The sequence below is a fragment of the Microbulbifer sp. CAU 1566 genome (genome assembly GCF_023156515.1).
In the GTDB taxonomy this organism is placed as follows: domain Bacteria; phylum Pseudomonadota; class Gammaproteobacteria; order Pseudomonadales; family Cellvibrionaceae; genus Microbulbifer.
Map to the genome: position 1 here is coordinate 153187 of NZ_JALNMG010000005.1, position 12883 is coordinate 166069.

The following is a 12883-nucleotide window of genomic DNA, read 5'->3' on the forward strand; positions in this document are numbered from 1 at the left end:
GGACAGGGAGGAAAGATTGCAGGCGAAACTGCTTTAAGAAGGGCCCGGCGGCGAAGCCAGCCGGGCTGAGACCGTCAATGACAGCAACTTTTACTGGAAGAAGCCCATCACGAAGCGCTTGATGGAGTCCCACAGGCGCTTGAAGAAGCCGGCTTCCTCAACATCCTCGGCCACTACCGCGGCAACATCGGCGACGGTTTCACCATCCAGGGTCACAATCACCTTGCCTACCTGCTGTCCCTTGGCCAGCGGGGCCTTGAGCTCACCGTCGACGATCAGGTCGGCCTTGATGCTCTCTTCACCACCGCGCGGAATGGTCACAAACACGTCGTTTTTGACCGCAACACCCACGGAGTCCACTTTGCCACCCCAAACCCGCTCGGTCTGCAGCACGTCGTTGCTGCCATACACTTTGTGGGTCTGGTAGTAGCGGAAGCCGTAGGCCAGCAGCTTCTGGGTTTCGGCAGCGCGTTTTTCGTCGCTATCGGTACCCACCACCACGGAAATCAGGCGCATACCGCGCTTGACCGCGGAGGCTACCAGGCAGAACCCGGCCTCTTCGGTATGGCCGGTTTTGATACCGTCAACCGCAGGATCGCGCCACAGCAGGCGGTTGCGGTTTGGCTGGTTGATACCGTTAAAGCGGAAGTATTTTTCCGAGTAGAGCGCGTAGTGATCCGGGTGATCGTTGATCAGTGCGCGCGCCAGTTTACCCAGGTCGCGGGCCGTAGTGACGTGGCCTTCTGCGGGCCAACCAGTGGCATTCATAAAGTGGGTGTCGTCCATTCCCAGCAGTTGCGCCTGCTGGTTCATTACCTCGGCGAAGACCTCTTCACTGCCGGAAACGAATTCCGCCAACGCAATGCTGGCGTCGTTGCCGGACTGCACGATGACACCGCGCAGCAGGTCGATCACCGGTACCTTGTCGCCCACTTTGACGAACATTTTGGAACCGCCTTTACGCCAGGCCTTTTCCGAAATATTCACCATGTCCTGTTCTTTGATGGCGCCCTTTTCCAGCTCTTCAGACACGATATAGCTGGTCATCATCTTGGTGAGGCTCGCCGGGGGAATCTGCTTGTCGGCGTCGTGTTCCACCAGCACCTGTCCGGTGTGGGCGTCAATCAGCAGGTAGGCCGTTGCCGCCAACTGGGGCGGTGCGGGAATCAGCGGTTTATCGGCCTGGGCCACACTGCTGGTGCCGACAATCAGGAGCAGACAGGCAAATAAGCGTTTGAACATGGGTATCTCTTTATTCCTTGCGTACAAAAAGTGTCAAAACCCGGCTCCAGCCGGGGTATGCGCTGCGATAGACCAACAATCACCGCGACGGTTCAGTCAACGGCGATTATCGCGGTCAATCAATCAACCACCACCTGGGGTTGACCAAAAGATTGCTGCTCTACGGACTCCCGTAATGCGGCCAGTGCCCGCTGCTGGGCGATGGGTCCAATACGCACCCGGTAGAGCATTTGTCCGTCACGCTGCACCGGGCTGACGGATACAGGATAGCCGAATGCGGCGGCCAGCTGCCCGCGAATGTCATCTGCCTGACTGGCGGAGCTATAGGCCCCCACCTGTAGGAAGGTATTTTCCGGCAGTTTGAAGCTGGCGTCCTGCGGTAACCCTTTACGCGCAGCAGCGTCTTTTTCCACCGCCAGGGTTTCGCTGGCACTGGGAAGGCTGGCGGGATCCAGGGCTTCGACTTCTACCCGGGCAACGCCCTTGTCGATGTAGCCGAGTTTCTGTGCGGCAGTGTAACTGAGGTCAATGATCCGTCCCGGCACAAAAGGTCCGCGGTCATTAACCCGCACAATGATACTGCGGCCATTGTCCAGGTTGGTCACCTTGGCATAGCTGGGTAGAGGCAGGGTTTTATGCGCCGCCGACATGGCGTACATATTGTAGACCTCGCCATTGGCGGTCTTGCGACCATGGAATTTGGTGCCGTACCAGGACGCGTGCCCGCGCTCCCGGTAGCCATCCACGCCCTTCAGCACTCTGTATTTCACCCCATTTACCACATAGGGGGACTTGTTGCCGGCCACCCCGATGGGTTCACGCACCGGGGTCACTTCCGGCGTGGCCAACATATCCACAGGTACTGCCGGGCCGCTATCGCGCACCTGGTCGAACGGGACATCTTCCGAGCCTGCGCGGGGTTTATCGGGGGTTTGCAGTGGCGTGGTATTACAGGCTGAGAGCAAAGCCAGTGCACAGGTTGCGACAACTTTTACGCCGACGCTAACGCCAGACTGGAAACCAGCAAGTAAACCCGACCGAGGCCCCTCGGCCGCCGTGATATTTTTCATAAGCTTCCCCCGGAACAGGCAAAACAGCAGCCCGCAACCGCGATTTATGGTTTTTATGTTGCCCCGCCACCATCCGCTGGCGAATCAACCGCCGGGTACTGCATCGGTCCCCGGCTATGGATATTGCATTATTCCGCCGATTGTCCGTTCAACCATCGGCCTTGAAACAGATTATTTAAAACCAACAAACAGCGAACAAACACCTATCAGGAACGGCCACCGCGCGCCTTGATAATCTCCTGCCCCAACTCATACACCGCCATGGCATACAGGCGGCTGTGGTTATACCGGGTAATGGTGTAGAAATTATTCAGCCCGATCCAGAACTGGTCGCCATCCTGGGTATCCAGTGAAAATACGTTGGCCGGCATGTCTTTGGTGACCTGGGCGGTAGTGGGGAAACCCTTGGCTTCCAGTTCACCCACCGTCCACTTGGGTTTCAGGTCATCGTTGACGATGGTCATATCCGCATTGGGGAGCGGCTGGGTAATCACCGTTACGGGCTCCCCGGGCTTCCAGCCGTGCTGTACAAAATAGTTAGCGACACTGCCGATGGCGTCTTCGGTGTCCGTCCAGATATCCACCCGGCCATCACCATTGAAGTCCACCGCATAATTTCGGTAGCTCGATGGCATGAATTGACCGAAGCCCATGGCACCGGCGTAGGAGCCCTTCAGTTCTTTCGGGTCCAGTTTTTCATCCCGGGTCATCAGCAGGTAGTTTTCCAGTTCCTTGGTGAAGAACTTGGAGCGGCGCGGATAATTGAACGACAGGGTGGCCAGGGCATCCAGTACCCGATAGCTGCCCATATTGCCGCCGTAGCGGGTTTCCACGCCGATGATGGCAACAATCATTTCCGGCGGTACGCCGTATTTTTCTTCCGCGGCCTTCAGTGCCTCGGCGTTTTTATCCCAGAACTCCACACCACCGCGAATGCGGGTATTGGTCAGAAATATCTTGCGGTACTCGTGCCAGGGTTTGGCTTTTTCTGCCGGGCGTTTGATCGCTTTGAGGATCGAGTCCTTGCGCTTGGCTTCCTGCATCAGGGTTTGCAGGTCGTCGCGATTGAAGTTGTGTTCGGCCACCATGTAATCCACAAAGGCCTTGGCCTGGACATTGTCCCCATGCCCCTGCTCCTGGGCGCAGGCACTGAGCACCAGCCCCAAGCCTGCCAGCAATCCTGTGGTCCACTTCAAAACAACCGCTCCTGTTTTCATACAAGTACTTCCGACTACTTTTTCCGTTATTAAAATCGAACTGATGCTGTGACTGCAAACGCGCCAAAAAGTGGCACCTTACACGAGAAAAAGTGAAGCCTACCTGAATATGGCCCGGTTAAAACTGACCCGGGCCACATCCCGTCAAACGGCGGGTCAAAAAAGTACTCTGCGCCTTTCCGTGCTGATAGCCATGAGAATGCCAAACCCGGCCATCAGAGTTATTACCGAAGTACCACCATGACTCACCAGCGGAAGCGGTACTCCCACCACTGGCAACAGGCCGGTCACCATACCGATATTCACAAACACGTAAACAAAGAAGGTGAGCGTGATACTGCCCGCCAACAGGCGGCCGAACACGTGCTGGGCCATGAAACTAATATAGATGCCTCTGGCAATGATCAACAGATACAGGGCCAGCAGGATCAGGGCACCGCGCATCCCCCACTCTTCGGCCAGTACCGCGATGATGAAATCCGTATGGCTCTCTGGCAGAAAATCCAGCTGGGACTGAGTGCCTTGCATGTAGCCCTTGCCCGCCCAACCACCGGAGCCGATCGCCGCCTTGGACTGGAAGATATTCCAACCGGCACCGAGTCGATCAGCATCCGGGTTGAACAGGGTGAGAATCCGCTGGCGCTGATAATCCCGCAATCCCCAGATCCACATGGGCCAGGCCGCCATCAGTCCCAGCAATCCCGCGCTGCCGATCATTTTCCAGCTGAGGCCGGAGAGATAGAGCGCGAAGATACCGGACGCAGCAATCAGAATAGAAGTTCCCAGATCCGGCTGGCGCACGATCAACGCCGCCGGAACCGCAATGATAAGCAGGGCCCCCGCAATGGTCAGGAAAGATGGCGGCAGGCTGCGCTTGTGGAGATAGGCTGCCACCGCAATGGGCACCGCCAGCTTCAACACCTCTGAGGGTTGAAAGCGAAATCCGCCGATCTGCAGCCAGCGCTGTGCGCCCTTGGCCCCAACCCCAAAAAAGAGCACCGCCACCAGCAGGCAGCAGCCGCCCAGGTAAAACCAGGGCGACCAACGACGATAGAATTCCAGCGGAATCTGCGCAGCAATCAACATTCCGGTAAACGCCAGGCCCATAAACACCGCCTGGCGCTTCACATAGTGAATCTCTTCACCGGAAGCGCTGTACAGTACCACCAGGCCCACACCCGCCAACACCAGTAGCAGGAGCAGCAGCGGCATATCGATATGCCAGCGACGGGAAAAGCTCTCGGGGCGACGCAGGCTACTGCCGGCATCTGGCAACCGGTGCATATAGTCGCGACTAGCCACGGACGCGGATCTCCTGAAGTTGGGGCATAGGAAGCATTGACTGCGGTTGCGCCATGGGCGGTCGCCAGTGGAGCGGCGCGGATGACATATCAGGCTCGAGCGCCGCGGTATCTTCCAGCTTGCGCGACATCCAGTCGAAGAACACCTCACGCGCGACCGGCGCCGCTACCCGGCCACCGCCCTCGCCGTTTTCCACCAGCACCGATACCGCAATCTGCGGGTCATCCACCGGCGCAAAAGCGACAAACAACGCGTGGTCCCGGTGGCGCTCCTTGAGCGCTTCGGAATCGTATTTTTCGCCCTGGGCAATACCGACGACCTGGGCGGTACCGGACTTTCCGGCCACCTTGAAGTCCAGATCGGCGCCGGCTTTCTTGCCAGTGCCATGGGCGCTGTAAACCACCGCTTCCATCCCCTTGAATACCAGGTCCCAGTATTCCGGGCGGGCATCCACGTGGTGCAGGACTTCCGGTGGTTGCTCGACACCGTCGACCGCCATCACCATTTGAGGGCGATAGTGAGTACCGCGGTTGGCAATGGTAGCGGTCATCACCGCCAGCTGAAGCGGGGTCGCCAATACAAAGCCCTGACCCAACACAGCGTTAAGGCTGTCACCTGGGAACCAGGGGGCACCGCGGGCACCGCGCTTCCAATCTCGCGACGGGAAAATCCCCGGGTATTCCCGCGGCAGGTCGATACCGGTTTTCTCCCCCAGGCCGAAGCGGGTGGCGACGTCATGCATGCCATCGATATTCCAGCGCGACGCCATATCCCAGAAATAGACGTCGCAGCTTTGCGCCAGCCCCTGAATCAGGTCCACATGTTTGCCGTGGCCCCAGCGCTTCCAGTCCCGATAAATACGGCTGTCATTGGGCAACTTGAAGTGGCCCGGGTCCGCCACTTTGGTCTCCGCAGTAATCACACCGGCCGCCAGGCCACCGAGCCCCATCATCGGCTTCAGGGTCGATCCCGGTGGGTATTGCCCTTGCACCACACGGTTGAACAGGGGCACATCGAGAGAATCCCGCAAGGCGCTGTAGTCCTTGAAACTGATACCGGTAACGAACAGGTTGGGGTCAAAGGAAGGCTGACTCACAAACGCCAGCACACCGCCGGTCTTGACGTCGATAGCCACTACCGCGCCGCGATTCTCGCCCAGGGCGTCGGTTGCTACCTGCTGCAGGCGGGTATCCAGGTGCAGGGTCAGTTCCGCACCGGGTTTGGGGTCGTGGCGCTCCAGCACCCGCAACACACGGCCGCGGGCGTTGGTTTCCACATTTTCATATCCTACTTCGCCGAGCAGCAGGTCTTCATAGGAGCGCTCCAGGCCCACCTTGCCGATACTCTGGGTACCGCGGTAGCGGCTCACATCTTCCTCGGTAAAGGCGGTCAGTTCGCGCTCGTTGATGCGTCCCACGTAGCCCACACTGTGGGCAAACAGCTCGCTCTCGGGGTAATAGCGCACCAACTCGGCCTCGACCGACACCCCCAACAGGTGGAATTCGTTGACGCTGATGCGGGCAATTTCGTCTTCGCTCAGGCGATAGCGCAGCGGCACTGGTTCGAACGGGCGGCGGCGCGGCAGACGGCGTTTGAACTTCTCCACATCGCTGTCATCCAGACGTACCAGCTGGCCGAGGAGTTCCAGGGTGGCGTCCAGGTCTTTGACCCTTTCGCGGACGATAGAGAGGGTGTAACTGGGACGGTTGTCCGCCAGCAACTCGCCGTTGCGGTCGTAGATCAGGCCGCGCGTGGGCGGCACCGGCCGCATCTGGATACGGTTCTGGTCCGACTGGGTGCGGTAGCTCTCGTAATTGACCACCTGCAGGTTGTACAGGCGCGCCACCAGCACTCCCAGCAGCACGGCGACGCCGACAATCGCCACCAGCATGCGATTGCGGAACAGTCGCTGCTCTGTGTGGTGATCTTTGAAGCGCAGGTTTTCTGACATGGTGGTCGGTACGAACAGTCGTTATGGGTCGTTATGGATTGGCAGTGGCGCAAAAATGACCACGAAGTGTACACAAGTTTATCGCGCCTGCGGAGTCTTCCGCGCAGACGCACGCACAGCCCGCACAAAGAAGAAGACGCCAAACCTGATCAGACGCCAGGTCGGCACACGAGTTCAATCCAATTGGGGGCTACTCAAGATTACTTGTGGTATGGGTGACCGGCCAGCAAAGTCCAGGCGCGGTACAACTGTTCCGCCAACAGCACCCGTACCAGCGGATGTGGCATGGTCAGGGCGGACAGCGACCACTTCTGATTCGCGCGCGCCAGGCATTCTTGCGACAGGCCATCCGGGCCGCCGATCAGCAAGCTGACGTTGTCCCCGGACATCTGCCAGTCCGCCAGTTCCCGCGACAGATGCTCGGTGCTCCAGGACTTGCCCTTCACCTCCAATGCGACCACGTGGTCCCGGGGCCCGAGGGCCGCCAGCATGGCCTCGCCCTCTTTCTGGCGCGCCTTCTCCACCAGGGCGGCGGAGTTCTTCTGGCCGCGGTTGCCCAGGGGAATTTCCACCATTTCCAGGGTGAGTTCCCGGGGCAGGCGTTTGGCGTACTCGTTGTAGCCTTCTTGCACCCAGGCGGGCATTTTGCCGCCGGCAGCGAGAATCCTGACTTTCATCGCGGGCGATCAGTCCTGGTGGGGGTCGCTGCCGTCCGCATCTTTGCGGGTATTGGGGGTCATGGACCACAGCTTTTCCAGGTCGTAGAAACCGCGGGTTTCCGCCTGCATTACGTGGATAACCACATCACCGTAGTCCACCAGCACCCACTCGCCCTGCTCCATGCCTTCGACACCGATGGGGCGAACGCCGGCTTCTTTACCGTCTTCGACCACATTGTTGGCCAGGGATTTGACCTGGCGATTGGAGGTGCCGGTGCAGATGATCAGGGTGTCCATCACATCGCTCAGTTCGGAGACATCCAGGGTGACAATGTCTTTCCCTTTGAGGTCTTCCAGTGCGTTTACGGCAATTGCTTTGATATCAGTCATAACACCTGTACGTGGGAGCCTTGGCCCCTATTGTTCGCTCTTGTAGAGCTGATGAGTTTGAATGTAGTTGAGTACCCGCTCCGGCAGCAGAAACTGCGGTGAACGGCCACGCTCGATCAGGCTGCGGATGCCAGTGGCGGAAATCGGCAACAGTGTCTGCTCCCGCACCAGGATCCTGCCCGCGGCTTCCTGCCGCAAATGTTGTAATTCACCCCGGTGTGACGCCAGTAGCTCGGCCACTTCGCCATCTCTGGGAATCTGCCACCCGGGGCGGGTCACCACCACCAGGTGGCCCAGTTTTGTCAGCTGCTCCCACCGATGCCAGCTGGGCAAGCTGAGAAGGGAATCCAACCCCATACAGAAGCTGATGGACACTTCCTCGCCCAACTCTGCGCGCAGCTCTTCCAGGGTATCCACGGTGTAGGTGGGCCCCTCCCGGTTCAGCTCGCGCTCGTCCAAGGTCAGTTCCGGGCAGCCTTCGATCGCCAGCGCCAACATATCCCGGCGCGCGGCACTGCTGATGCCGGGGGTTTCCCGGTGTGCCGGCTGGTGCGAGGGCAGCAGGCGCATTTCATCGAAGTCCAGAAGCTCTTTCAGCTCCAGCGCCATACGCAGGTGGCCAAAGTGCACCGGATTGAAAGTGCCGCCGAACAGGGCGATGGTTTTCCGTTGTGCTGCCACTTCATTCCCTGCTGGTTAGTGCCACTCATTCAATCGGTGGCGGCGCCGCTACCGGTGGCCGCTTAATGGCGAATATGCCCGTCCCCGAACACAATCCACTTCTGCGAAGTCAGTCCCTCCAGCCCCACAGGCCCGCGGGCGTGGATTTTGTCGGTGCTGATGCCAATTTCCGCACCCAGGCCGTATTCAAAGCCGTCGGCAAAGCGGGTGGAGGCATTGACCATCACCGAAGCGGAGTCCACCTCCGCCAGAAAACGACGGGCGCGACTGTAGTCTTCGGTCACAATCGATTCGGTATGGCCGGAGCTGTACTGGGCAATGTGATCCATCGCCGCGTCCATATCCGCCACCACGCGAATCGCCAGCACCGGCGCCAGGTATTCAGTTGCCCAGTCCGCCTCTGTCGCCGGCAATACATTGGGAAGTATGGCCCGGGTCTGCTCGCAACCGCGCAGCTCTACACCCTTTTCCTGGTAGGCCGCCGCCAGTTTTGGCAGGAATTCCGCCGCAACTGCCTCGGCGACCAGCAAGGTTTCCATCGCATTGCACACGCCGTAGCGATGGGTTTTGGCATTCAACGCGATATCAAATGCCTTCTGCGGGTCGGCGCGGTCGTCCAGGTATACGTGGCAGATACCGTCCAGGTGCTTAATCACCGGCACCCGCGCTTCGCGGCTGATGCGCTCGATTAGGCCCTTGCCACCCCGGGGGACGATCACGTCCACGTATTCGGGCATGGAGATCAACGCACCCACGGCAGCGCGATCGGTGGTGGCCACGACCTGCACCGCGGTTTCCGGCAGTCCGGCCTGTTTCAGGCCGGCGGCAATACAGGCAGCAATAGCGCCGTTGGAGTGCAGCGCCTCACTGCCTCCGCGCAATATGGTCGCGTTGCCCGATTTGAGGCACAGACTGGCGGCGTCGATGGTCACGTTGGGGCGGGATTCGTAAATGATCCCCACCACTCCGAGAGGCACACGCATTTTGCCCACCTGAATACCACTGGGGCGGTATTTGAGGTCGCTGACCTCGCCCACCGGGTCCGGCAGTTCCGCGATCTGGTTCAGCCCTTCGATCATGCCGTCAATACGCCCGTCGGTCAGTTCCAGACGATCCAGCAGTGCGGCGTCCAAACCATTGTCGCGGCCATTCTGCATGTCTTTGGCGTTGGCCGCCGCCAGCTGCGGTCGCTGGGCATCCAGTTCGGCGGCGATCGCTTTGAGGGCGGCATTTTTTGTTCCGGTATCAGCGCGGGCCATCAGGCGGGCAGCAGCGCGGGCGGCGCGGCCCATGGCCTGCATCATCTGACTAGTGGCGTCGGCGGCATCCTGACTGGCTTCATTGGCGCTGATAGTGTTCACGGCGGCTCTCCTTGATTGGCCTCTCACAACGAACGTATACGTCGGCCCGAAATTTCGGGTCGCGAAGTATACCGTAACCCGGACACAAAATTGCCCATAGAACGCGAATACCGCTTACTTGAGGCCCGCCCCGGTCAAAGTCGCTGGTCAGGGCCCGCAATCAAAGTCGCCGACCACGCTTTCCAGTCAATCTCCCCGGTCAAACGCATCGCGCGCAACACTCAGCTTCTGGTGCAAGTAGGCAATTCCCAGCAACGCCAGCCCCAGCCCCATAAACGAGGCCACCCGCAGCAACCCCTCGAGACCGGACATATCCACCAGGAACAGCTTCACGATCACCAGTGCCAGAACCGCCATTCCGCCTTGGTAGCAGTTGCGCCAGCCTCGCCAGCTGCCGAGCAGAATGGCAGCCACCGCCAACAACAGCCATATCGCGGAATAGGTGTACAGCTCCCCGGTAGAGGTCCCGGTATTCAGGCGAATATCCCCCTGCCACAGATGGCGTATCTCCAGCGACACCCAGACAAATGCCGCCAGCGCGGACAGCAGAGTGGCAAACTTCCGACAGGTCGGCAGGTAAAAGCGGCGAACCAGCAGGGCCAACAGCGCCGGTCCGGCAAAGGCCGGTAATAACAGGTTGAATACCGGACGCTCGCCAATGGCCTGCCAGGCCCAGGCCTGGCTGTCGGCCACGGCAAACAGAATGCGCAGATAACAGGCGAGAGAGGCCAGCATCAGCAGCCGCGCGTAACCGTCATACCAGCGGGCAAAACTGCCCCCTAGCAGGCTTTTTCTGTAGTAGACCAACCCCAAGCCGGCAAACAGCCAGATGTTGACCACCGCTTCGGTAAAACTGAATTCCGCCGCAAAGGCATTGCCGCCGTAGAGCCAATAACGGCACTCCGCCCACAGCGCCAGTACCAGCAAATGTAAAAATGCCGCCTCGGCCCAATTGGCCAGGTTAGCCAGTGGACCACTGCTTCCCCGCGGCTCATTGCAGGACCTCAACATCACCGCCGCCAGCCAGGCGCAGAGCGCGGAACCACCGTAGGTCCAGAGTGACCAGTGGCTACCCTCGCCATAGGACAGAAGCCAGGGGTTGAACGTGAGCCGCACCACCACCAGCAGCAAAACGCCTTTCAACAACCAGCCCAGTGCAGGTACCTGAAAACGACGGATAATCCAGGCCAGGGAAACCGCCTGCAGCGCGAGTGCCAGGGTCAGGCTGGCCTGCTCCAGCCACAGACAGACCGCCAGGCTGTATCCGAAGTGACCGGCGACAAACAGCCAGACCACCATCGCCTTGGGCCAGGCCCTGGCCGCCCCGAGGCTTCCCAGATAGGCAAAAACGGCTCCGAGCACTGCTGCATACAGGCACCACCAGTAGCGCGGCAGGTATTCCGCCGCCAGCAGGTACCCGAGTAACAGAGAGAGCAGCGGCGCCATCACGGCCAGGGACGCCCACCAGTAGCGGGCCAGGCCGGCACGGAAGTGCGCCAAGGCCCCAGCGGAAAACAGCAGCGCGGTTCCCCCGAGGTACAACAAAAATGACCCCTGGTCCGCAGCCTGCCAGGGCGAGAGCCGGATCTCATTACCGCCGTCCAAATGCAGGCGCACGGCCAACCATGCCGCCAACTGCCCCAGCAACAAACCCCAGGAAAGCAGCGCGAAATTCGCGCGCCCCCGTGCGGCCAGCAGTATCACTACCACCAGCGGACTCCAGACCCACAGTGCGGTTGTCAGCGCCCCGACCTGTGCGCCCTCGCGCAGTATCGACAGGCACTGCGCGGCAATCACCACCAGCAAGCTGGGCAGCAATAACGGCACTATGGCGACGGCCGGTGCCGATGAACTTGCGGCCCTCTCGACACCCAATGTGACGCTTCCCCTGCTCCAGCCTGGCTTTCCGAGCAACAGCCAGTCCCCCGGCACCAGTGACAGTAACAAATACGCCAGCACCGCCAGATAGGGCCCGCGCCACCCATCGGCCTGATGCCCGGCCAGGGAAATCAGCCACCACGCCAGAGCGCCCAGCATCAGGCCCAGCCACAGCCAGGTGCGGTACACGCGGCGCAACAACAGCAGTACCGAGGCGGTAATGATCAGGGCATAGAGCATGGCCCCCAGCACATTGCCGCCACCGCTGGAAACCAGTGCGGGCACCGAGTAGGCACCGAGCATCCCGATGGCCGCGAGCACAGGCCCGTGCAGTCGCGCCAGCCACATGGTGACCAACGCCACCACCGCCAACAGACCGAAGGCCAACCCCGGTTCAAACAGGTGATACAGGTGGAGCGCAGACAGAATCGCGGCAAAGGCAGTAATCGCGCCACCACCCGCCAGCGCCGCAAAAGTGGGATGGCTGGCCCCGGTTCTGCGGCGTAAATATTCGGAGGCCAGGTACAACGCCAGCGCTGTCGCCAACCCCAGGGCTACCCGCACTTTGGGGCCCAACAATCCCTGCTCTATGCCGTAGCGCGCGAGAAAAACGCCCGCCAGCGCCACACAGGCGCCCCCCAGCCAGACCATCCAGTTTTCCTGCAGCCGGGAAAGGAATAACGAGTGCTTGCGTGGTTGCGGTTGAAGCTCTTTGCGGGTTCGCTGTTTGCGCAATGCAGAACTGGTAGGAGCAGGAGTAGGAATATGGGTATGAGCGCGCCCGGCCTGAACCTTGGGAGAGGCGAATATTTCCGTTGCGCTAGTTACCGTCGAATTAGTGCCCGTCGAATTAGTGCCCGTCGAGTTAGTGCCCGGCACTTCCGACGATGGCGCAGGTGGTTGTACGGGCGGCGGCTGCTCTTTTACCGCTTCGGATGCACCGACACTGGGCGTTGCGTCTACAGCCTTGCGCAATCGGCTCAACTCCTGGCGCAGGCTTTTCACTTCGACAAAGGCAACAATTCCCAGCAGGGACCCGACAATCACCGTCAGGATCAGCAGCAGCCCCAGGAGGACAAATCCGTCCATAGATTCCCCGAATTGTTATTGTAATCTTGTTAAAAGGCGCGGC

Annotated in this window: 10 protein-coding genes; all 10 read right to left on the bottom strand. The window is 60.1% G+C overall.

The genetic code is table 11. From position 1 onward, the window contains the following. Positions 1-90: 90 nt before the first annotated feature. The 10 genes from M0G74_RS13575 to M0G74_RS13620 all read right to left on the bottom strand — a co-directional run bounded on the left by M0G74_RS13575 (position 91) and on the right by M0G74_RS13620 (position 12840). On the bottom strand, positions 91-1242 hold the full coding sequence (locus M0G74_RS13575; RefSeq protein ID WP_160154293.1) for a D-alanyl-D-alanine carboxypeptidase family protein: 1152 nt from the start codon (positions 1240-1242) through the stop codon (positions 91-93). Positions 1243-1361: 119 nt separating this feature from the next. Next, on the bottom strand, positions 1362-2312 hold the full coding sequence (locus M0G74_RS13580; RefSeq protein ID WP_282450196.1) for a septal ring lytic transglycosylase RlpA family protein: 951 nt from the start codon (positions 2310-2312) through the stop codon (positions 1362-1364). Positions 2313-2518: 206 nt separating this feature from the next. Further along, positions 2519-3508 carry a lytic murein transglycosylase B gene (gene mltB / locus M0G74_RS13585; protein ID WP_248218066.1) on the bottom strand — a complete coding sequence of 330 codons (990 nt, stop codon included), beginning with the start codon at positions 3506-3508 and terminating at the stop codon, positions 2519-2521. 177 nt (positions 3509-3685) lie between these two features. After that, positions 3686-4831: a rod shape-determining protein RodA gene (gene rodA / locus M0G74_RS13590; protein WP_236250432.1), complete on the bottom strand. Its 1146-nt coding sequence runs from the start codon at positions 4829-4831 to the stop codon at positions 3686-3688. Further along, complete coding sequence (gene mrdA / locus M0G74_RS13595; RefSeq protein WP_248218075.1) at positions 4824-6782, bottom strand: penicillin-binding protein 2; 1959 nt, start codon at positions 6780-6782, stop codon at positions 4824-4826. Before mrdA ends, rodA begins: the two co-directional genes overlap by 8 nt. A gap of 200 nt (positions 6783-6982) precedes the next feature. Continuing rightward, positions 6983-7459: a 23S rRNA (pseudouridine(1915)-N(3))-methyltransferase RlmH gene (gene rlmH / locus M0G74_RS13600; RefSeq protein WP_248218087.1), complete on the bottom strand. Its 477-nt coding sequence runs from the start codon at positions 7457-7459 to the stop codon at positions 6983-6985. 9 nt (positions 7460-7468) lie between these two features. Next, positions 7469-7831: a ribosome silencing factor gene (rsfS, locus tag M0G74_RS13605; protein ID WP_248218089.1), complete on the bottom strand. Its 363-nt coding sequence runs from the start codon at positions 7829-7831 to the stop codon at positions 7469-7471. Positions 7832-7858: 27 nt separating this feature from the next. Continuing rightward, positions 7859-8512 carry a nicotinate-nucleotide adenylyltransferase gene (gene nadD / locus M0G74_RS13610; RefSeq protein ID WP_248218095.1) on the bottom strand — a complete coding sequence of 218 codons (654 nt, stop codon included), beginning with the start codon at positions 8510-8512 and terminating at the stop codon, positions 7859-7861. A 62-nt stretch (positions 8513-8574) separates the two neighbouring features. Then, positions 8575-9900 carry a glutamate-5-semialdehyde dehydrogenase gene (locus tag M0G74_RS13615; protein ID WP_348983715.1) on the bottom strand — a complete coding sequence of 442 codons (1326 nt, stop codon included), beginning with the start codon at positions 9898-9900 and terminating at the stop codon, positions 8575-8577. A 159-nt stretch (positions 9901-10059) separates the two neighbouring features. Next, positions 10060-12840, bottom strand: a complete 2781-nt coding sequence (locus M0G74_RS13620) for a DUF2339 domain-containing protein (RefSeq protein WP_248218097.1) — start codon at positions 12838-12840, stop codon at positions 10060-10062. Positions 12841-12883 lie beyond the last annotated feature (43 nt).

Excerpts from the sequence above, each read along its gene's own strand:
- mrdA (WP_248218075.1), bottom strand. The coding sequence starts at position 6,782 with ATGTCAGAAAACCTGCGCTTCAAAGATCACCACACAGAGCAGCGACTG.
- M0G74_RS13620 (WP_248218097.1), bottom strand. The coding sequence starts at position 12,840 with ATGGACGGATTTGTCCTCCTGGGGCTGCTGCTGATCCTGACGGTGATT.
- M0G74_RS13580 (WP_282450196.1), bottom strand. The coding sequence starts at position 2,312 with ATGAAAAATATCACGGCGGCCGAGGGGCCTCGGTCGGGTTTACTTGCT.
- rsfS (WP_248218089.1), bottom strand. The coding sequence starts at position 7,831 with ATGACTGATATCAAAGCAATTGCCGTAAACGCACTGGAAGACCTCAAA.
- rlmH (WP_248218087.1), bottom strand. The coding sequence starts at position 7,459 with ATGAAAGTCAGGATTCTCGCTGCCGGCGGCAAAATGCCCGCCTGGGTG.
- M0G74_RS13575 (WP_160154293.1), bottom strand. The coding sequence starts at position 1,242 with ATGTTCAAACGCTTATTTGCCTGTCTGCTCCTGATTGTCGGCACCAGC.